The following is a 21,394-nucleotide window of genomic DNA, read 5'->3' on the forward strand; positions in this document are numbered from 1 at the left end:
GAGGAACCCGCCATGGCTTTCGAAGCAATGTTCCAGCCGATCCAGATCGGCAAACTGACCATCCGCAACCGCGTGCTCAGCACCGCGCACGCCGAGGTCTACGCCACCGACGGCGGCATGACCACCGACCGGTACGTCAAGTATTACGAAGAGAAAGCCAAGGGCGGGATCGGCTTGGCGATTTGCGGCGGTTCCTCCAGCGTGGCCATCGACAGCCCGCAAGGCTGGTGGAAGTCGGTCAACCTGGCCGACGACCGGATCATCCCGCACTTCCAGAACCTGGCTGATGCCATGCACAAGCATGGCGCCAAGATCATGATCCAGATTACCCACATGGGCCGTCGCTCGCGCTGGGATGGCGAGCATTGGCCAACCCTGCTGTCGCCGTCGGGCATCCGTGAACCGGTGCACCGCGCGACCTGCAAAACCATCGAGCCGGAAGAAATCTGGCGGGTGATCGGCAACTACGCAAGCGCAGCCGCGCGGGCCAAGGCCGGTGGCCTGGATGGCGTCGAACTGTCTGCCGTGCACCAGCACATGATCGACCAGTTCTGGAGCCCACGGGTCAACAAGCGTACCGACGAATGGGGCGGCAGCTTCGAGAACCGCATGCGTTTCGGTCTGGAAGTGATCAAGGCTGTGCGCAAGGAAGTCGGCCCGGATTTCTGCGTCGGCATCCGTATCTGTGGTGACGAATTCCACCCTGATGGCTTGAGCCATGAGGACATGAAGCAGATCGCCAAGTACTACGACGACACCGGCATGATCGACTTCATCGGCGTCGTGGGCTCGGGTTGCGACACCCACAACACCCTGGCCAACGTTATTCCGAACATGAGTTATCCACCGGAGCCGTTCCTGCACCTGGCCGCCGGTATCAAGGAAGTGGTGAAGGCCCCTGTGCTGCACGCGCAGAACATCAAGGACCCGAACCAGGCGACCCGTATTCTGGAAGGCGGTTACGTCGACATGGTCGGCATGACCCGCGCGCACATCGCCGACCCGCACCTGATCGCCAAGATCAAGATGGGCCAGGTCGACCAGATCAAACAGTGCGTGGGCGCCAACTACTGCATCGACCGTCAGTACCAGGGCCTGGACGTCTTGTGCATCCAGAACGCCGCGACCTCCCGTGAATACATGGGCGTGCCGCACATCATCGAGAAATCCACCGGGCCGAAGCGCAAAGTCGTGATCGTCGGTGCTGGCCCTGCCGGGATGGAAGCCGCTCGTGTATCCGCCGAACGCGGCCACGACGTGACCCTGTTCGAGAAGAAAGAGTTCATCGGTGGGCAGATCACCACCGCTTCGAAAGCCCCGCAACGGGACCAGATTGCTGGTATCACCCGTTGGTTCCAGCTGGAACTGGCGCGTTTGAAAGTCGACCTGCGCCTGGGCGTGGCGGCGGATGCGGCGACCATTCTCGACCTGCGTCCGGACGTGGTGGTGCTCGCGGTCGGCGGTCACCCGTTCCTGGAGCAGAACGAGCATTGGGGCGCGGCTGAAGGCCTGGTGGTCAGCAGCTGGGACATCCTCGACGGCAAAGTTCTGCCTGGCAAGAACGTACTGGTCTACGACACCATTTGCGAGTTCACCGGGATGTCGACCGCCGACTTCCTCGCCGACAAGGGCAGCCAGGTCGAGATCGTCACTGACGACATCAAGCCGGGCGTGGCCATCGGCGGTACGTCGTTCCCGACTTACTACCGCAGCATGTACCCGAAAGAAGTGATCATGACCGGCGACATGATGCTGGAAAAGGTCTATCGCGAAGGCGACAAGCTGGTGGCGGTACTGGAAAACGAATACACCGGCGCCAAAGAGGAGCGGGTGGTGGACCAGGTGGTCGTCGAGAACGGCGTGCGTCCGGACGAAGAAATCTACTACGCCATGAAGGAAGGCTCGCGCAACAAAGGCCAGATGGACATCGAAGCTTTGTTCGCGATCAAGCCACAACCTTCGCTGAGCCAGGCGGGCGACGGCTACTTGCTGTTCCGCATCGGCGACTGCGTGGCCCAGCGCAACACCCACGCGGCGATCTATGACGCGTTGCGGTTGTGCAAGGATTTCTAACGGCATCACCACCATCACCTGTGGCGAGGGGGCTTGCCCCCGTTGGGCTGCGAAGCGGCCCCAACGTCAGTCAATGCGCTCTGTCAGGAAAAATGCATTGGCCGGATTTACGACTGCTTCGCAGCCGAACGGGGGCAAGCCCCCTCGCCACAAGTAGGTGCATCGCCTTCACGGGCACGCACATGAATCCTTGCAAGACCCTGCGGTCTTTGGGAGCTCCACATGTTGAACACCCTTCTTCCAATCCTGTTGTTCGCTGCCCTGGGCCTGGCTGTCCTGGGCGCGTTACGGCGGGTGGCTATGTGGCGTCAGGGCCGGGCTTCGAAAGTCGACCTGATCGGCGGTCTGTTCGCCATGCCCAAGCGTTACATGGTCGATTTGCACCACGTCGTCGCGCGGGACAAATACATCGCCAACACTCACGTCGCCACGGCCGGTGGTGCGGTGGCGTCCATTGTCCTGGCGATTCTGGTTCACGGTTTCGGCCTGCATAACCGCATCCTTGGTTATGCGCTGCTGTTGATGACGGCAGTGATGTTCGTCGGCGCGATCTTTGTGTTCCTGCGTCGGCGCAACCCACCGGCCCGGTTGTCCAAAGGTCCGTGGATGCGCCTGCCGAAAAGCCTGCTGGCATTCTCGGCGTCGTTCTTCCTGTTGACCCTGCCGGTGGCGGGCATCCTGCCGGAAAATTTCGGTGGCTGGGTGCTGGCGGCGATTCTCGGCGTCGGTGTGCTGTGGGGCGTGTCGGAACTGTTCTTCGGCATGACTTGGGGCGGGCCGATGAAACACGCCTTCGCCGGTGCCCTGCACCTGGCCTGGCACCGTCGCTCCGAACGTTTTGGTGGCGGTCGTTCCACCGGTTTGAAACCGCTGGACCTCAACGATCCGACCGCGCCACTGGGCGTGGAAAAACCCAAGGATTTCACCTGGAACCAACTGCTCGGCTTCGACGCCTGCGTGCAGTGCGGTAAATGCGAAGCCGCGTGCCCGGCGTTCGCCGCCGGCCAGCCGCTGAACCCGAAAAAACTGATTCAGGACATGGTCGTTGGCCTGGCCGGTGGCACCGATGCCAAGTTTGCCGGCAGCCCTTACCCAGGCAAGCCGATCGGCGAGCATGCAGGCAACCCGCATCAACCGATCGTCAACGGTCTGGTGGACGCTGAAACCCTATGGTCCTGCACCACCTGCCGTGCTTGCGTCGAGGAATGCCCGATGATGATCGAGCACGTCGACGCCATCGTCGACATGCGTCGCCATCTGACCCTGGAAAAAGGCGCGACCCCGAACAAGGGCGCCGAAGTCCTGGAAAACCTGATCGCCACCGACAACCCGGGCGGCTTCGCGCCGGGCGGGCGGATGAACTGGGCGGCGGATTTGAACCTGAACCTGCTCAGCGAGAAGAAATCCACCGACGTGCTGTTCTGGGTCGGCGACGGTGCCTTCGACATGCGCAACCAGCGCACCTTGCGCGCCTTCGTCAAAGTGCTGAAAGCGGCGAAGGTCGACTTCGCGGTGTTGGGTCTTGAAGAACGCGACAGCGGTGACGTGGCCCGGCGTCTGGGCGACGAGGCGACTTTCCAACTGTTGGCCAAACGCAACATCCAGACCCTGGCCAAATACCGCTTCAACCGCATCGTCACCTGCGACCCGCACAGCTTCCATGTGCTGAAAAACGAGTACGGCGCCTTCGATGGTAACTACCTCGTGCAGCACCACAGCACTTACATGGCCGAGATCATAGGCGCTGGCGCTCTGAACCTCGGCCAGCACAAAGGCAGCAGCGTGACTTATCACGACCCGTGCTACCTCGGCCGCTACAACGGCGAATACGAGGCGCCGCGCGAAGTGCTGCGCGCCCTGGGTATCGAGGTCAAGGAAATGCAACGTTCCGGTTTCCGTTCGCGCTGCTGCGGCGGTGGTGGCGGTGCGCCGATCACCGACATTCCGGGCAAGCAACGGATCCCAGACATGCGCATGGAAGACATCCGCGAAACCGGTGCCGAACTGGTGGCCGTGGGTTGTCCACAGTGCACCGCGATGCTTGAGGGCGTGGTCGAACCACGGCCGTTGATCAAGGACATCGCCGAACTGGTGGCTGATGCGCTGCTCGAAGACGCCGCGCCGGGAAAGCCTTCGGCCCCGGCCAAACGTGAACCTGCGGAGGTGCATTGATGAGCGACATTATCCGCCGCGACCCTCGCGCTGAATGGATCGCCCGCAACCGTCTGCACCCGCTGCACGCGGCCATGCAGCCGGCGCAACACAGCTGGATGGGGCCTAACGGCGTCATCCGCAAGAATCCCCACGGGATCGGTTTTATCGGTCCCAACGGGATCAAACGGATTGATCGCAGTGGCGCTCAACAGGGCGGGGCGACGAAACGCTCGGCCGCAGTTGAAGTGCAATTGCCGCTGCATCAAGTGGCTGCACCCGCGTTTTACATCAGCGTGGTGCCGGACATGGTCGGCGGCCGCTTGAGCAGCCACGACCGCGATTTGCTCGGCCTGGCCCATCAGTTGGCCGGCAAGGACGGCGCGGTATTGGCGGTGGTCTTCGGTGAGCACAAGGAAAACGCCTTCGCCACGGCGGGCGTCGACCGCTTGCTGGTACTGGAAGGCGACGAGTTCAGCGGTTATGCACCGGAGCAACGTGTCCAGGGCTTGCGGGCTGTGGATAACCAGTTCAGCCCGCGTCACTGGTTGCTGCCGGACAGCCGCAGCGGTGGCGGCGAGCTGGGTCGACGCTTTGCCGCCGCACTGGGCGAACGCCCGGCCACACGGGTCTGGCAGGTCAAGGATCAGGAATGCATCGGCCGTGCCGGTGCCGGTTTGCAGGACCTTGCGCGGCCGGTGGCACGCTTGATTCTGGCGGCTGCCGAATGCGCCGAACCGGTCAGCGAAACCCGTCACGAAGCGTTGCCGGTGGAGTTATCCACAGCGGTCGCCCGCAGCCTGTCGCGGATCGAAGACCTGGGCGCGGTGGCGGTGGACCCGGCAGCGATTCCGATGGCCGAAGCCGAGTTCATCTTCTCCGGCGGCAACGGGGTCAAGGACTGGGGACTTTTCCACAGGACGGCCGAAGCGTTGGGCGCGACCGAAGGTGCGTCGCGGGTGGCGGTGGACGATGGTTTCATGGCGCGCGACCGTCAGGTCGGTGCGTCCGGCACCTGGGTCACCGCACGGGTTTACGTGGCGGTGGGGATTTCCGGGGCGATCCAGCATCTGCAGGGCATCGGTGCCTGCGACAAAGTGGTGGCGATCAACCTCGATCCGGGGTGCGACATGATCAAACGGGCCGACTTGTCGGTGATCGGCGAGAGCGCCGAGATTCTTCAAGCCTTGATCGATGCGGTAGCGGCTTACCGCAACGACGCCAAGCGCGATGCGGCTTAAGGGAAGGAAAGGGTTATGAGCACGAAAATCATCAGCCTGGTGTCCATCGGCGCCCACCCGACCTCCGGCCGGCCACGCCGCGCCGAGCAGGACGCGCGGGCCGTTGAGCTGGGTCTGCAACTGGCTGGGGATAACCTGCAAGTGCTGCACGCCGGCGACGTCGCGGAACCGGCGCTGCGTGCCTATCTGGGCATGGGCCTGGAACAGTTGCATGTGCTGGAACAACCGGCCGGCGCGGATGCGCTGCCGGCATTGACCGCTTATTTGCGTGACGCCGGGGCACAGGTGGTGTTGACCGGCAGCCAGGCGGAAACCGGTGAAGGCTCGGGCATGTTGCCGTTCCTGCTGGCCGAAAGCCTCGGTTGGCCGCTGGTGGTGGGTTTGGCGCAAGTCGAATCCATCGACGGCGGTTCGGCGCTGGTGCTGCAGGCCTTGCCTCGCGGGCAGCGTCGTCGTCTGAAAGTGCGCCTGCCGTTTCTGGCGACTGTGGATAACGCGGCGCCCAAGCCTCGGCAGAGCGCCTACGGTCCGGCGCGACGCGGAGTATTGCAGGCAGATGAAGTTGAAGTGGTCGACGATGAACTGCTGGCAGTGGCCACGCTGCAACCGGCCAAGCCACGACCCAAACGCTTGAAAGTGATCAAGGCCAAGAGCGGTGCAGACCGCATGAAGGCCGCGACGGCCAAGGCCAGTGGCGGTGGCGGGCAAGTGCTCAAGGGCGTGAGCGCGCAAGCGGGCGCTGAAGCCATCCTCAAGTTGTTGATTGAAGAAGGCGTGGTCCGCTGAGAAGTAGTCACCATGGATTCAATGTGGAAGCGAGCTTTTGTGGCGAGGGGGCTTGTCGGAACGCCGCATCGCCCCGTTTGAGTGCGTAGCACTCACACGATTTTTGGTGCATCAGCGATTTTAGGACTGCTGCGCAGCCCAACGGGGGCAAGCCCCCTCGCCACAGAGGTTCGCCCCCACAGCGTGCTCGTGCTCATGCTGGAAACGCAGAGCCTGAAAATCATCTCACCAAAGTTTATGGGGAAAAAATGGAAGTTGAATTTCGTCCCGCATTGCGCACGGATGCGCGCGAGATTGCTCGTTTGTTCCAGATTTCGTCAGAGGGGGCTTCGGATTACATCTGGAGTCAGCTGGCGGAGCCCGGGCAGGATCTGCTGGAAGTGGGGGCCATTCGTTACGCCCGTGAAGATGTTGATTTCTCCTATCAGAACTGCCTTATCGCGCAGGCCGAGGGGAAGGTCATCGGCATGCTGCACAGCTACGTGATGCGCCACGATCCTCAGGCCGCTCCCGTGACCGATCCGGTCCTGGCGCCGTATGCCACGATGGAAATCCCCGACACCCTTTATATTTCGAGCCTGGCCCTGCATGAGGGCTGGCGCAATCAGGGTTTGGGCCAACAATTCCTCGCCTATGCCTACGACCGTGCCAACCAGTTGGGGCTCAACGGCTTGAGCCTGATCGACTACGCGGTGAACACCGGCGCCCGGCGGTTTTATGAGCGGCATGGCTTCCGGATCGTCGATACCTGCACGATCACGCCTCACCCAATGATTCGGGTCACGGGGGAAGCCTATTTGATGTATCGGCCTTAAGGCATGAACCCGCTCCCACACGGGTTCGATGTCGATCACAGATTGTGTGTACAGCAACAATCCACCGTGGTTACCCACAATCCCTGTTAGCGCTTCTGTGGATAACATGTTCGCCCCTCGCTACACCTCACGCCAATCAAGCCCTCCAGCCCTCCGTACAAAAAACAACCAGCCTAAGTTGCGGTTTTTTCGGGCTTTTTCCACAGATTAACCTCGCTCACTGGCCCACACTTGCCCCCAATCTCTGTTGGCGCTTCTGTGGATAAGATGTTCGCTGTCCGCTACAGACCTTACAAATCGTGGCTTTCAGTGGGTTGATCAAATATTGTTCAATTTGACGTTTCCCCTCGTTAATCCTCCCGAAAACCCCGAATTCTCGTGGGTTTAAGCGGTTTTCCACAGAACCCGCAAAGTTGCCCCCAAAGTCTGTTGGTGCTTCTGTGGATAAGGTGTTCGCCATCCCCTGCACGTCATGTAAAACGTGGCCTTCAAGCTTATGATTAAAAAATAACCAATACCGGGCCAAAACCCTGCTTCTGGATAAGTCACGGTTTTTCTTCGGTTTTTGTGCGGAAGTTTCACCTGTCATCCACAGTTGTCCCCATTAGCTGTGGGTGGAGATGTGGATAACTTGTTCGCTGAACCCTGCACGCCACGGCCCGCATAGGCTGGAACGCGATAGATCAGATTTCATACAGTTCTAAGGCACTTCCTTGACTTCGATCTGTCACCTGTCTTCACTCTCATGGCACACGGACAGCCATCGCTTATCCACATCTGGTTCAGGGAGAACGCGTGATGGATAGCCAGCCAAATCGCTCGCAGCCACATTCGCACCCTAGCCCCTGCGTGACCTGTGTTCCGACACCCGCCACCTTGTTGCACAAGCGGACTTACCGCCGCGCCGCCAATCAGCGCGCTCGTCTATAGCGCCTGACCCCCATTCCCCTGCCATAACGCAGCTGCCATTGAGGCCCGACCGTGCCCGGTGACCAGGCGTTTGTTCGTCTATCGATTGCAGGCAACCGCAGAGTTGCTCCATCTGCCTGAGAGGAAATGACCCATGACACGGATCGCCACGCCCATCAGCGATATCAAGGAACATTACGACGTGATCGTCATTGGCTCCGGCTACGGCGGCGGGATCGCGGCGTCGCGCCTGTCCCGGGCTGGCAGGCGGGTATGCCTGCTGGAGCGAGGCCGGGAAATCCAGCCCGGTGAATACCCCAATACGATGCTGGCGGCCACCGAAGAGCTGCAAGTGCATGACCCGGACGGGCACATCGGTTCGCGCACCGGGTTGTTCGACCTGCACGTCAACGCCCAGCAGAACGTAGTGGTCGGTTGCGGCCTGGGCGGCACCTCACTGATCAATGCCAACGTCGCGCTGGAACCGGAGCCCGGTGTGTTCGACGACCCGCGCTGGCCGCTGGCGGTGCGTGAACATCGCGACACACTGCTCAAGGACGGTTACGCCCGGGCTCGGGAGATGCTCAAGCCCAATCCCTATCCGAAAACTGCTCCGACCCTGCCCAAACTCGAGGCTAACCAGAAGTCCGCCGACTACCTCAAGCAAGGCGCGCACTTCTACAAGCCGCCGATCAATGTGACCTTCGACAAACTGCCGAACAACCTCAACCACGTCGGCGTCGAGCAGTTGCCGTGCAACCACTGCGGCGACTGCGTTTCGGGCTGTAACAACAAGGCCAAGAACACCACGTTGATGAATTACCTGCCGGATGCCAGCAACCACGGCGCAGAAATTTTCTGCCAGGCCGAGGTCCGGCATCTGGAGCGCGACGGCGATGGCTGGATCGTGCACTTCCAATACCTGGACAGCGGTCGCGAGAAATTCTCCGCGCCGACCCTGTTCGTCAAGGCGGACATCGTGGTGGTGTCGGCCGGCACTCTGGGCTCCACCGAAATCCTCCTGCGCTCTCGGGACAAAGGCCTGTCGACGTCCAATCAGCTCGGCGAAAACATGAGCGGCAACGGCGACATCCTCGGTTTTGGCCACAACTGCGATGAAACGATCAACGGCATCGGTTTCGGCGCCCATCCGGCCAAGGAAATGAAACCGGTCGGCCCGTGCATCACCTCAATCATCGACATGCGCACCGAAGGCGACTGGCGCAGCCGCATGGTCATCGAAGAAGGCTCGATCCCCGGCGCGCTGGGCCGGCCCATGGTGCCGAGCATGGCCACATTCGCCGGGTTGATCGGCAAACCCACCGATGACAGCTTCACCGGCAAGCTCAAGTACGCCGAGCGCGAAACCGAAAGCTTCCTGCGCGGCCCGTATCACGGCGCCCTGCACAACATGCAGACCTACCTGATCATGAGCCACGACGATGGCAAGGGCCGCATGGTGCTCGACAGCAAGGATCAGTTGCGCATCGACTGGCCGGGCGTTGGCGAGCAGGAAAACGTCAAGATCGGCAACGAGCGCCTGCACCAGAGCACCAAGGCCTTGGGCGGGATCTGGGTCGAAAACCCGATCTGGACCGAGTTGCTCAAGCACAGCATCGTTTCCGTGCACCCATTGGGCGGTTGTGTGATGGGCGAGGATGCGACGCAAGGGGTGGTCAACCACAAGGGCCAGGTGTTCAGCGGCGCCAGTGGCACCGATGTCTATGCCGGATTGTACGTCGCCGACGGCGCGGTGATCCCGACCTCCCTGGCGGTCAATCCGTTGCTGACCATCTCCGCCGTGAGCGAGCGCAACATGGGCCTGCTGGCCGCCGATCGCGGGTGGCACATCGACTACACGCTGCCCTCGGCACCGCGTAAACCGGTGGCGGCGCCGACCCTCGGCGTGCAGTTCACCGAAACCATGAAGGGCTATTTCTCCAAAGAATTCACCCAGCCGCAGGGCACCGATCTCAAACTTTACGAAGCGGCGGCCAAACGCGGCAAGTCGGATAACTCGCCGATCGAGTTCACCCTGACCATCACCGCCAACGACCTCAACCGCATGATCAAGGAGCCGGAACATGCCGCAACGCTGGTCGGTACTCTGGATGCGCCAGGCCTGTCGCCAGAGCCGCTGACCGCCAGCAATGGCGTGTTCAATCTGTTCGAGGAGTATCAGGAACAGGTTGGCGTGCGGCACATGAATTACGACATGAAACTGACTGCCGAGGACGGCAGCGATTATTACTTCAGCGCATTCAAGACTGTGCCCGAAGACAACGGCGTGCTGAACGTCTGGCACGACACCAGTACGCTCTACGTGACGCTGTATCGGGGACCGGACAAGACGGGCGAGGTGATTGGTTCGGGGGTGATGCACATCCAGCCGGCCGATTTTGCCAAGCAGATGACCACCATGAAGGTGCTCAATGCGCGCAACGAACGCGAGCGTATTGAAGGGCTGGCGCGGTTCGGCAAGTTCTTCGCTGGCATCTTGTGGGAGAGCTACGGCGGGGTATTCGCGGGCGACATCTACTTCAACCCCGATGCGCCGCCCCGGCAGAAACGTCCGTTGGACGCGCCGACGCCGAGTGTGCAGTTCTTCCAGACCGAAGACAGTGTCCAGCTACGCCTGACCCGCTATCAGGGCGGCAGCAAGGGGCCGGTGATGCTGGTGCATGGTTTGGGGGTGGGCTCGAATATTTTCTCCACCGACACCATCCAGACCAACCTGTTGGAGTACCTGTGCAAGCACGAGTACGACGTCTGGCTGCTGGATTTCCGGGTCAGCATCCTGCTGCCGGCCAGCAAGCACGAATGGAACGGCGACCAGATTGCCCAGTACGACTTCAAGGCCGCCATCGAGCATATCCAGCAGGCAACCCTCGCCGCTGACGTGCAGTGCGTGGTGCATTGCTATGGCGCGACGACTTTCTTCATGTCGCTGCTGGCGGGGTTGCAGGGCGTGCGTTCGGTGGTGTGTTCGCAGATTGCTGCGGACACGGTGGTCGCCACGGCAACGGGACTCAAGGCCGGTTTGCATTTGCCGGGGATGCTCGACGCCATCGGCATCAAATCCCTCACCGCGTATGCCGACAATAAGGAGAGCTGGTTCAACAAACTCTACGACAAGGCCCTCAACGTCTACGCCCGCATTGAGGCTCAAGGTTACTGCACCAACCCGGTGTGCCACCGCATCACCTTCATGTACGCGTCGCTGTACCGTCACGACACGCTCAACGAAACCCTGCACGACAACCTGCACGAGCTATTCGGTGAGTCGAACATACAGACCTTCGAACACCTGGCGCTGATCCTGCGCAAAGGCCATCTGGTGGACTTCAAGGGCCAGGACGTCTACATGCCGCACTTCGACCGGCTGACCATGCCGATCTGTTTCATCAGCGGCGAAGACAACCAGTGCTACTTGCCCGAAAGCACGCTCAGGACCTATGAGCGCGTGTGCAAAGTCCATGGACCGGAGCGCTACAGCCGGCATGTGGTGCCGGGATACGGGCATATCGACTGCATGTTCGGCAAGAACGCGGTGGTCGATGTGTACCCGATCATCCTGCAGCACCTGGAGAAAACCGCCCTCGGCTAGCACTGCTCACCTGTGGCCTGGAGCTTGTTGTGGCGAGGGGGCTTGTCGGACCGCCGCACCGCCCCGTTCGGCTGCGAAGCAGTCGTGAAACCTGCAATCGCGGTTTTCCTGAATAACCGCATTTGCCGATTTGGGGCCGCTTCGCAGCCCAACGGGGGCAAGCCCCTCGCCACAGGTATATGTGGCACAAAAGGAAATGGATGCCATGGACAGTTACATCCGCTGGTTTCAACGCTTCATCTGGATAGGCATCGCAATGAACATGGTCTTCGCGATTCCGGCGCTGTTCGCGCCGTCGTTGCTGACCTCGATGCTCGGGATGCCACCGCAGCTCTCCGATCCTTGGCTGGAGAACGCCGGCATGTTGCTGGTGGGGATCAGCCTTTTTTACATGCCGTCAGGCTTCAACGCACCCAAATACGTCGTGCATTCGTGGCTGTGCGTGTTGTCGCGGTTGGTCGCCGTGGCGTTCTGGATCTACCTGATCAACACCAGCAACCAGCCCCAGGTGTTTGTGCCGATGCTGCTGGGCGATCTGGGCATGTTCCTGATCCTGGGAATTCTGCTGTACCTGGGCAGCGCGCCGGCCAATCGACCTTTCGCGCTGCTTCGCGATGGCTGGCGTGAGTGGTGCGCAGCGTGGGCGCGCCGCTGGCAGCGGCACAGCTTCAAGGTCGCCACGCTGGTCGTGGTGCTGGCGCTGGGGTTTATCGGTTACGAAACCTGGTACCAGATGCTGCGGGTGGTGCCGGCCGAGCAGTACGCCTCCGACGAAGACCATTACAAATACGCTGCTATCGGCTTGGGCATCGAAGCACGGATTCCCTATTACCTGTTCGCCGTGTTGCCGCAGATGTGCCCGGAAAAACTGCCGAAACCCGGCGGGTATGAAGTGTTCGGTTTTCTCTATGAAAACGGCAAGGACCTGCCGATCGGCATGGCCAAGCGGCAGATCGGCTACCCGACCGTGGAGCCCAACTGTGCCCTGTGCCACACCGGCTCCTATCGTGCCAATGCCAGCGACGTTGCTACCCCGGTGGCCTCTGCGCCGGCCAATACCCTGCAGCTGCAGGCCTTCCAGTGGTTCGCCTACGATTGCGCCAGCGACCCGAAATTCACTCCCGACGCGGTGATGGCCGCAATCAACAGCAAGTTTCAGCTTGGGTTCTTCGAGCGCCTGTACAACCGCTACCTGATCATTCCGATGGCTACGAGTGCGCTGATCAAACAGAAACAGGCCTATGCCTGGCAGAAGCTGCGCGCACCGCAAGGGCCGGGGCGCACCGATACCTTCAACCCGACGAAAATGGTGGTGTTCGGCTTCCCGGATGACTCGACTATCGGCACTGTCGACTTGCCGCAAGTCTGGAACCAGAAACCCCGGGAGTCGCTGTACCTGCACTGGGACGGCAATAACAACGACATCCATGAGCGCAACTACGCGGCGGCTATGGCGGTGGGCGCGACGCCGGAATCGGTGCTGCCGGACAGTTTCAACCGGGTGACCAATTGGTTGCTGGGCCACAAGGCACCGGCCTGGCCGTTCGCGCTGGATCAGGCCAAGGTCGCCCGGGGCAAGCCGGTCTGGGAAAAAAATTGCGCCGGCTGCCATGACTTCGGCCGCACCGACACCGGTCAGGTCACCACCACTATTGATGAACTGGGCACTGATCCCCATCGGCTGAATTCGTTCACCACGGGACTGGTGACGGCTTTCCACGGCTTCAAGAAACCGCCGTTCGACTTTGCTGCCTACCGCAAGACCCAGAGCTACAGCAACACGCCCACCGACGGCATCTGGTTGCGCGCGCCGTACTTGCACAACGGTTCGGTGCCGACCCTGTGGGATTTGCTGCAACCACCGGAGCTGCGGCCGCCGGTGTTCTTCACCGGCTCCGACATTTACGACAAGGACAAGGTCGGCTTCGTCACCAGTGGCGAGCAGGTGAAAGCCTCGGCGGACTTCAAATACGACACGCGTCTGGAGGGCAACCACAACGGTGGCCACCTGTACGGCACGCAGTTGTCGGAACTCGATAAGCGGGCGCTTATCGAGTTCATGAAAACCCTGTGATCCCACTACGGATGGAGGAAGTCGATATGTCATTGGTCAGTCATTGGGAACATGAATACGACAAGGTGAAGGTGCGCCTGCACGGGCTGTTCACGCGGCTGGAAATGGCTTGGAAGAAGCTCGTCAGCGAGCTTGAGCCTGAGGAGTACCAGGCCATCGTCGCGTTGCTGCAACGGGGGCATGATCAGGCGCAATACGTGCTCAAGCACGGCGACTTGTCGGACGATCAACCGAGTGTGCCGTGGGAGTTGTCACACGGCTTGTCGATCCTGCACATCGGTAACGCCAGCCCCTTGCCGCAATCGGTAGACGAACTGCAGACCCGAGTGCTCAAGGACGGCAGCCTGCTCGGTTGTCGCAAATGGGAGCTGCTGGATCTGTTGTGGAGCGAAGCGCTACTGAAGTGGATCGAGAATCTGCGGCATCACGCGCCGTTCGCCACCAACCCGGCGCTGATGCGCATGGACAGCGACGTGACCCTGGCCATCGCCGGCGACTGGGGCACCGGGCCGTTCGACAGCCATGCCCCGGCAGTGGCGGTGGCCAATCAGATGCAACTGGCCCAGGCCGACTTCACCATCCATTTGGGGGATGTGTATTACGCTGGCACTCGCTCCCAGGAAGACGTCGACATGGTCGGCTGGCCGATGGGCAAGCAGGGCTCGTTCACCCTCAACTCCAACCACGAGATGTACAGCGGCGCCCATGGCTACTTCAAGGAACTGGCCAAGCGTTTCCCGGCGCAACAGGGCACCAGCTATTTTGCGTTGTACAACGATGACTGGCTGGTGATTGGGCTCGACACGGCTTATGCCTCGGACCCGATTAACCTGTACATGGACGGTTCGTTGAACAAACAGCAGATCGACTGGATGAAAGACTTGCCCAGACGCAAGAAGGTCATGGTGCTCAGTCATCACCAGGGCTTCGACATTACCGGGCATACCAAGACGTCGTTGTATCAGCCGGTGTGTGATGCCTTGGGTCGCGAGCCGGATTACTGGTACTGGGGGCATTTGCACAACGGTATCTGCTATGCCACTCAAGGTGGCTTGCATGCGCGCTGCGCCGGGCACGGGGCGATTCCTTACGGCAATGCCAGCGAGTTGAACGGGCATTCGCGGGTGCTGTGGTCGGAAACGCAAAATGCGCGGGATGAGGCGTACCCGGATCGGGTGTTGAACGGTTATGTGAAGGTGCGGCTGGTGGGGGAAAACATTGAAGAGACGTTTATCGGCGAGGATGGGTCGGTGCGGTGGTCTTCGTCAGCCCATTGATTTGTGGTGACGGGTAAGCCGTCATCGCGAGCAGGCTCGCTCCCACAAGGGATCTTCAGTGCATATAGATCCAGTGTGGAAGCGAGCCTGCTCGCGATGCTTTTGCTCTTAGCCTTGAACCGGCACGCCTTTGAGGTACGGCGCAGGCTCGGCCCCCAGGTTGTTCAACAGACGCTCGCTGTACCAGTCCACAAAGTTCACCACACCAAACTCATAGGTCTTGGAGTAAGGCCCTGGCTGGTACGCGGTGGAGTTGATCCCGCGCTGGTTCTCTTCGGCCAGGCGACGGTCCTGGTCGTTGGTGGCATCCCAGACCTGGCGCATGCGCTCCACGTCGTAGTCCACGCCTTCGACCGCGTCCTTGTGCACGATCCACTTGGTGGTGACCATGGTTTCCTGAGCGCTGATCGGCCACACGGTGAACACGATGATGTGGTCGCCCATGCAGTGGTTCCACGAGTGCGGCAGGTGCAGGATGCGCATCGAGCCCAGGTCCGGGTTCTTGATTCGACCCATCAGTTTGGCGCAGCCCTGTTTGCCGTCCATGGTCATCGACACGGTGCCCTTGAGCAGCGGCATGCGCACGATACGGTTACGCAGGCCGAAACTGGCGTGGGCGTAAGGGATCTTCTCGGCTTCCCAGGCAGCGGCGGAAGCGGCTACGTGGTCCTTGAAGGCCTGATCGGCACGCGGGTCGGTGACGTCGTCCCATTCCAGCAGGGTTTTCAGCAGCTCCGGGTGCGACGCGTTGCAGTGATAGCACTCGCGGTTGTTTTCCAGCACCAGTTTCCAGTTGGCTTTTTCCATCAAGGTGGTTTGCACCGCCACCTTGGTGTTCTCCATGTCGTACGGTTCCATGTAATGGCTGAGCGTCGACAGGAAGTCATCGATGGCTGGCGGGTTTTCCGCCAGGCTGATGAAGATGTAACCGCCAGCGGTCTTCACGTTCACCGGCTTGAGGCCGTACTGCTTCATGTCGAAGTCGGCGCCCATTTCGGTGCCGGCGAACAGCAGGCGACCGTCCAGTTCGTACGTCCACTGGTGGTAGTGGCAGACCAGTTTGGCGACCTTGCCTTTTTCACTGGTGCACAGGCGTGAACCACGGTGGCGGCAGACGTTGTGGAACGCATGGACCACGCCGTCGGCGCCGCGAATCACGATGATCGGGTTCTTGCCGACTTGCAGGGTCAGGTAGTTGCCCTTGGTCGGGATCTCGCAGGTCATGCCGGCGATCAACCACTCTTTCTGGAAAATTTCCTGCATGTCGATATCAAACAGCCGCTCGTCAGAGTAAAACGGCTGCGGCAGCGAGAAAGTGCGCTCGCGTTCTTGCAGCATCTGCGCGGTGGCCTTGCGTGCGGGTTCCAGTGGATCGCCCAGGCTCAGGGTGGTGGTGACGTCCATCATGTGTTTCCTCAAGGCCATCTGCGTGGCCGCGAAAGTGGCTGATCAGGTTTGCTACGCAAGGTGTAACGGTTGTGTCTTGGTATGGGGCGAGTGTGGGGCCGGCGCGCACCAGAACCTTATCCATGGGCGACATGGCCCAATCTGTTCCCGACGCGCAACCCCCGGTAATTGGGGGCTGGTCGCGATAAGTATGTGAATGTCGCAGATAGGTAAATGGCGGGGCTGCGCTATACGCAGAATCGCCAACATAAAGGCCGGTAGTCGGCCGTGGAGATCAGCATGTCCAACAGCTTCCTGAACCCGGTAACCACCCAGACCTGGGCCAATGGTCGACACATTGTCCGTTGTGTCAAAGTCATCCAGGAAACCTGGGATGTGCGCACCTTCTGCTTTATGGCCGACCAGCCGATCCTGTTCTTCTTCAAGCCCGGGCAATTCGTCACCCTGGAGCTGGAAATCGACGGCGTGCCGATCATGCGCTCCTACACCATTTCCAGTTCGCCGTCGGTGCCGTACAGCTTTTCGGTGACCATCAAGCGCGTGCCGGGGGGCAAGGTGTCCAACTGGCTGCACGACACCCTGCATGAAGGCCAGGAACTGGCGGTGCACGGGCCGGTCGGGCTGTTCAACGCCATGGACTTCCCCGCTCCGAAAGTACTCTACCTGAGCGGCGGCGTCGGCATCACGCCGTGCATGTCCATGGCGCGCTGGTTCTATGACACCAACGGCAATGTCGACATGGTGTTTATCCACAGCGCCCGTTCGCCCAAAGACATCATTTACCACCGCGAGCTGGAGCACATGGCATCGCGGATCGATAACTTCAGCCTGCACCTGATCTGCGAGAAGCATGGTCTGGGCGAGCCGTGGGCCGGTTATCGCGGTTACCTGAATCACAAGATGCTCGAACTGATGGCGCCGGACTTCCTTGAGCGTGAAGTCTTCTGCTGCGGCCCGACCCCGTACATGAACGCGGTCAAGCGCATGCTCGAGGCGGCGGGTTTCGACATGAAGCGTTATCACGAAGAGTCCTTCGGCGCGACGCCGCCGGAAGCTCGTGCCGACGCGGTGGAGCAAGCCGAGCAAGCAGCGGACGCGCCGGAAATCGACGCGGCGGATCTGCACCAGGTGGAATTCACCGCCTCTGGCAAGAGCATCCGCGTGGCTCCGGGCGAAACCGTCCACGCCGCTGCCGCCAAACTTGGCCTGATGATCCCCAAGGCCTGCGGGATGGGCATCTGCGGGACGTGCAAGGTGATGAAGCTGGGCGGCGAAGTGGAGATGGACCACAACGGCGGGATCACCGAGGAGGATGAAGCCGAAGGGTTCATTCTGTCGTGCTGCAGCGTGCCGAAGGGGGATGTGCGGATCGAGTTTTAAAATCCATCAAATGAGTGACCTGAGCCAGGTCACTCATTTGTTTAGTAAAACATTCATTAGTGTTATGCAGAGGCTGAGTCGATAGGGTTGGTATTATGCTGGTATGTTGGGTTTGACGAATATGCCCAGCAGGGTTAGTTCTTTAAGGTCGTAACTAATACTAAATTTTTTGCGCAGTACGGTGAAACTCTCACTGAAGCTGGTGCTAATAGCTTCGGGATTGGCGAACGATAGCATCTGTTCATAACTGACAGGGTCTTTTGATTTGTCGGGAGCGTTCCAGAAGTCACCATCATTGTTGTCTGACCCGTCAAGACCTAACGTCCAGATGGAGTATTTACCGCCCTCCAATTTAAAGTACTTGTATCTGACCGAGGTAGCTACACTGCTGCCTTCGTCTACGACAATGTCGCCTGATTTAATTGCTAGAAACTCTTTGGTTGAGGGGATATTTGATAAACGTTGATCATCATCAAACTTTTGGTCTTGATTTTTCATTTTATTATCCTTTGGTTATAGGGCGCCGATGATGCAAACACTCATGGGGAATATCTGCCCACTGAGTAAGCGTGAATTTAACGGACGCGCATTAACTCGACTAGCTGTCAGGTTTTACAGTAGACAAGTCTGCAGAAGTGTGGTTGTTGGGGCTGGAAGTTGTGAACTTCTGACAGGAAAATTTTTAAGCGAAGCGGCGCAAAAAGTCCAACCGATTGATCGACAATATTGCGCCTTTTTTAAATTGACGTTGAAAACTCAATCCACGAACAGATCGAGCATCAACGTAGTTTCGCTGTCCGGTTCATAGCGATAGTGGGAAAACTCGGTCGTTCCGTGTTCGCGCAAGATCTCTTCATCAATCAGCAACCGCCCGGTAATGCTGCGGCCGCTGCTGTCCAGGATGACGTGCGCCGCATCCGCCATGATCGCTGGCGTGCGCGCATGCTTGAACGACTCCCGAGAGCCCAGCTGAAACTCGATGGCGGCCGTGGCAATCATGGTCTGCGGCCACAGGGAGTTGACGCTGATGCCGTAGGCGACGAATTCCTCGCTCATGCCCAGGGTGAGCATGCTCATGCCGTATTTGGTGATCGTGTAGGGGCTGTACTGGGCGAACCATTTGGTGGCCAGGTTCAGCGGTGGTGACAGGTTGAGGATGTGCCCGCCGTTTTTTTTCAGATAGGGCAGGGCGGCCTGACTGCACAGCAGCACGGCGCGAGTGTTGATCTGGTGCATCAAGTCGAAGCGCTTGAGTTCGATGTGCTGCACCCCGGTCAGTTTGATCGCCCCGGCATTGTTGATCAGCGCGTCGATGCCGCCGAAATGCTCGCTGGCGTCGATCATGGCCTGCTGCACGATGGTTTCATCGCGCACATCCACTTCCAGGGCTAGCGCCTTGCCGCCCGCGGCTTCGACTTCCGCCGCCACGCTGAAAATAGTGCCGGGCAGTTTGGGGTGAGGGGCGGCGCTTTTCGCGGCAATCACGATGTTGGCCCCATCCTTTGCTGCCCGCAGCGCGATTTCGCGGCCGATCCCGCGACTGGCGCCGGTGATGAACAGGGTTTTGCCTTGTAGTGACATGCGGACGCTCCCGATGGGTGTGATCCGAGCGGATCGAAAGGGCTCGCAGTCAATGTAGACCAACTCGTGTAGAGCTGTGATCGTTCCCACGCTCTGCGTGGGAACGATCACAGCGGGTAAGGCGTCAGGCCGTCATCACTTCCCGGATATCTGCCGCCAGTTCCCGCACGCGTTCTTCTTCGGTGTCCCACGAGCACATGAACCGCGCGCCGCCGTTGCCGATGAAGGTGTAGAAGCGCCAGCTCTTGGCGGTCAGCGCGGCGATGGCCGGTTCCGACAGTTGCAGGAACACGCCGTTGGCCTGCACCGGGAACATCAGCTCTACGCCAGGAATGTCGCTCACTAGTTCCGCCAGCAACTGCGCGCAGTGGTTGGCGTGGCGGGCGTATTTGAGCCAAGCGTCGTTTTCCAGAATCCCGACCCAAGGGGCCGAGAGGAAGCGCATCTTCGACGCCAGTTGCCCTGCCTGTTTGCAGCGGTAGTCGAAGTCTTCGGCCAGTTTGTGGTTGAAGAACAGAATCGCTTCGCCCACCGCCATGCCGTTTTTCGTACCGCCAAAGCACAGCACGTCGACGCCGGCCTTCCAGGTCAGGTCGGCTGGCGAGCAACCCAGGTATGCGCAGGCGTTGGAGAAACGGGCACCGTCCATGTGCAGGTTCAGGCCCAGTTCTTTACAGGTGACGCTGATGGCGCGGATTTCTTCCGGGGTGTACACGCTGCCGACTTCAGTGGCCTGGGTCAGGGTCACGACGCGCGGTTTCGGGTAGTGGATGTCCTGGCGCTTGAGGGCGATTTCGCGGATCGATTCCGGGGTCAGCTTGCCGTTTTCGGTGCGGGCGATGAGCAGCTTGGAACCGTTGGAGAAAAACTCCGGCGCGCCGCATTCGTCGGTTTCGACGTGGGCGGTTTCCGAGCAGATCACGCTGTGGTAACTCTGGCACAGCGACGACAGGGCCAACGAGTTGGCTGCGGTGCCGTTGAAAGCGAAGAACACTTCGCAGTCGGTTTCGAACAGCTTACGGAATTGATCGGACGCACGTGCGGTCCACTCATCGTCGCCGTAAGCGCGTTGGTGGCCGTGGTTGGCCTGTTCCATGGCAGCCCAGGCTTCAGGGCAGATACCGGAGTAGTTGTCGCTGGCGAATTGTTGGCTCTTGTCGGTCATGGCCGGCTTCCGTGATCGAGGCGCTTGTGGCGCTTCGTTGGTCAATGATGATGTGCACTTTACCGAAGATCGTCCGGGGAGCACACGGGATGAGTCTGTCAGAAAAATACAAATGCCTTGGGCAATTATGCACATGACGCCGAGGGACGGTGCGCTGGATCTGCTCAAGTGGCTGGCGCTGCTGAGCATGGTGCTCGATCACCTGCGATATATCGGTTATTCATTCGATCTGCTGTATGTGCCGGGCAGATTGGCATTTCCATGGTTCTGTCTGGCGATGGCGGCGAACTTGTCGCGTGTCCGTGAAGTGGCGACCGGCGGCCAGTGGCGCTACCTCGGTTGGTTATTGCTGTTTAGTGCCCTGAGCGAAATTCCCTACCGGATGTACATCCCCGATCCCGACCCCTTGAACGTGTTGCCCACGCTGGCCTTGGGGTTGTTGGTGGCGCGCGGCTGGCAGCACAGGACGCTGCAATCGCGACTGTTGGCGGCGGTTGCCTTGTTGCTGGCGGCACTGTTCCCGGAGCGCCTGATGTTCGGTTTCTTCGGCGTGCTGTTGCCGCTGGCGATGTTGCTGGTGATCCAGCGGCCCTGGTATTTCAGTCTGCTGCCGGGGTTGGTGTGTCTGGCGGCTAATCAATGGCAAGTGCTGTATTGCGCTGCCTGGTTCGGCAGTGGTGCGGCGATCCTCGGTATTGTCGCTTGTCTGATTGCGCCATTGTTGGGGCTGTTCTTGTTGCGACACGCCCAAGGCATCCGGCCACCGCCAATGCGTCGTTGGGCCTACGCCCTCTATCCCGCGCATTTCCTCGCGCTTCTGGCCTTGCGCCAACTCATCGCTTGACCCCCTGACCTTCTACAGGGGCGCGCAAAACCTTTGTGGGAGCGGGCTTGCCCGCGATGGCGGCATCACCTCCAGCATTGATGT

At 60.2% G+C, this 21,394-nt stretch carries 15 protein-coding genes; 10 read left to right on the plus strand and 5 right to left on the minus strand.

Annotated features, from left to right (window positions below):
* Positions 1 to 12: 12 nt before the first annotated feature.
* From dgcA to J3D54_RS10730, 5 genes are all read left to right on the plus strand, one after another.
* Positions 13 to 2,073: a dimethylglycine demethylation protein DgcA gene (gene dgcA, locus J3D54_RS10710; RefSeq protein ID WP_253417938.1), complete on the plus strand. Its 2,061-nt coding sequence runs from the start codon at positions 13 to 15 to the stop codon at positions 2,071 to 2,073.
* Between the two features lie 222 nt (positions 2,074 to 2,295).
* The gene (dgcB, locus tag J3D54_RS10715; RefSeq protein WP_253417940.1) at positions 2,296 to 4,245 is read left to right on the plus strand and encodes a dimethylglycine demethylation protein DgcB; all 1,950 of its coding nucleotides are present in this window, start codon (positions 2,296 to 2,298) and stop codon (positions 4,243 to 4,245) included.
* Entirely contained in the window at positions 4,245 to 5,465 is a 1,221-nt protein-coding gene (locus J3D54_RS10720) for an electron transfer flavoprotein subunit alpha/FixB family protein (RefSeq protein WP_253417941.1), read from the plus strand. Before dgcB ends, J3D54_RS10720 begins: the two co-directional genes overlap by 1 nt.
* A gap of 15 nt (positions 5,466 to 5,480) precedes the next feature.
* Positions 5,481 to 6,251 (plus strand): electron transfer flavoprotein subunit beta, encoded by a 771-nt coding sequence (locus J3D54_RS10725; protein ID WP_253417942.1) that lies wholly within the window; start codon positions 5,481 to 5,483, stop codon positions 6,249 to 6,251.
* A gap of 248 nt (positions 6,252 to 6,499) precedes the next feature.
* Positions 6,500 to 7,066, plus strand: coding sequence for a GNAT family N-acetyltransferase (locus J3D54_RS10730; protein WP_253417943.1), 567 nt, complete (start codon positions 6,500 to 6,502; stop codon positions 7,064 to 7,066).
* Positions 7,067 to 7,283: 217 nt separating this feature from the next.
* Here the strand turns inward: J3D54_RS10730 and J3D54_RS10735 are convergent, their stop codons facing one another.
* The gene (locus tag J3D54_RS10735) at positions 7,284 to 7,655 is read right to left on the minus strand and encodes a hypothetical protein (protein WP_253417944.1); all 372 of its coding nucleotides are present in this window, start codon (positions 7,653 to 7,655) and stop codon (positions 7,284 to 7,286) included.
* 474 nt (positions 7,656 to 8,129) lie between these two features.
* Here J3D54_RS10735 and J3D54_RS10740 point away from each other — a divergent pair, with 474 nt between their 5' ends.
* From J3D54_RS10740 to J3D54_RS10750, 3 genes are all read left to right on the plus strand, one after another.
* Positions 8,130 to 11,582: a GMC oxidoreductase gene (locus J3D54_RS10740; protein WP_253417945.1), complete on the plus strand. Its 3,453-nt coding sequence runs from the start codon at positions 8,130 to 8,132 to the stop codon at positions 11,580 to 11,582.
* A 205-nt stretch (positions 11,583 to 11,787) separates the two neighbouring features.
* A complete protein-coding gene (locus J3D54_RS10745; protein WP_253417947.1) occupies positions 11,788 to 13,656 on the plus strand; it encodes a hypothetical protein in 1,869 nt (622 codons plus the stop codon).
* Between the two features lie 26 nt (positions 13,657 to 13,682).
* Positions 13,683 to 14,933: a metallophosphoesterase gene (locus J3D54_RS10750; RefSeq protein WP_253417949.1), complete on the plus strand. Its 1,251-nt coding sequence runs from the start codon at positions 13,683 to 13,685 to the stop codon at positions 14,931 to 14,933.
* Positions 14,934 to 15,041: 108 nt separating this feature from the next.
* Here the strand turns inward: J3D54_RS10750 and gbcA are convergent, their stop codons facing one another.
* Complete coding sequence (gene gbcA / locus J3D54_RS10755) at positions 15,042 to 16,337, minus strand: glycine-betaine demethylase subunit GbcA (RefSeq protein ID WP_096479443.1); 1,296 nt, start codon at positions 16,335 to 16,337, stop codon at positions 15,042 to 15,044.
* A gap of 282 nt (positions 16,338 to 16,619) precedes the next feature.
* Here gbcA and gbcB point away from each other — a divergent pair, with 282 nt between their 5' ends.
* On the plus strand, positions 16,620 to 17,720 hold the full coding sequence (gene gbcB / locus J3D54_RS10760) for a glycine-betaine demethylase subunit GbcB (protein ID WP_253417951.1): 1,101 nt from the start codon (positions 16,620 to 16,622) through the stop codon (positions 17,718 to 17,720).
* 93 nt (positions 17,721 to 17,813) lie between these two features.
* On the opposite strand, the gene J3D54_RS10765 is transcribed toward gbcB, so the two are convergent.
* From J3D54_RS10765 to J3D54_RS10775, 3 genes are all read right to left on the minus strand, one after another.
* On the minus strand, positions 17,814 to 18,218 hold the full coding sequence (locus J3D54_RS10765; RefSeq protein ID WP_253417953.1) for a hypothetical protein: 405 nt from the start codon (positions 18,216 to 18,218) through the stop codon (positions 17,814 to 17,816).
* 258 nt (positions 18,219 to 18,476) lie between these two features.
* On the minus strand, positions 18,477 to 19,301 hold the full coding sequence (locus tag J3D54_RS10770; RefSeq protein WP_253417954.1) for an NAD(P)-dependent oxidoreductase: 825 nt from the start codon (positions 19,299 to 19,301) through the stop codon (positions 18,477 to 18,479).
* 124 nt (positions 19,302 to 19,425) lie between these two features.
* A complete protein-coding gene (locus J3D54_RS10775; protein ID WP_253417956.1) occupies positions 19,426 to 20,466 on the minus strand; it encodes a low specificity L-threonine aldolase in 1,041 nt (346 codons plus the stop codon).
* A gap of 127 nt (positions 20,467 to 20,593) precedes the next feature.
* On the opposite strand from J3D54_RS10775, the gene J3D54_RS10780 reads away from it, so the two are divergent.
* Complete coding sequence (locus J3D54_RS10780) at positions 20,594 to 21,310, plus strand: TraX family protein (protein ID WP_253426581.1); 717 nt, start codon at positions 20,594 to 20,596, stop codon at positions 21,308 to 21,310.
* Positions 21,311 to 21,394: the final 84 nt, after the last annotated feature.

The sequence above is a fragment of the Pseudomonas sp. GGS8 genome, assembly GCF_024168645.1.
Lineage (GTDB): Bacteria > Pseudomonadota > Gammaproteobacteria > Pseudomonadales > Pseudomonadaceae > Aquipseudomonas.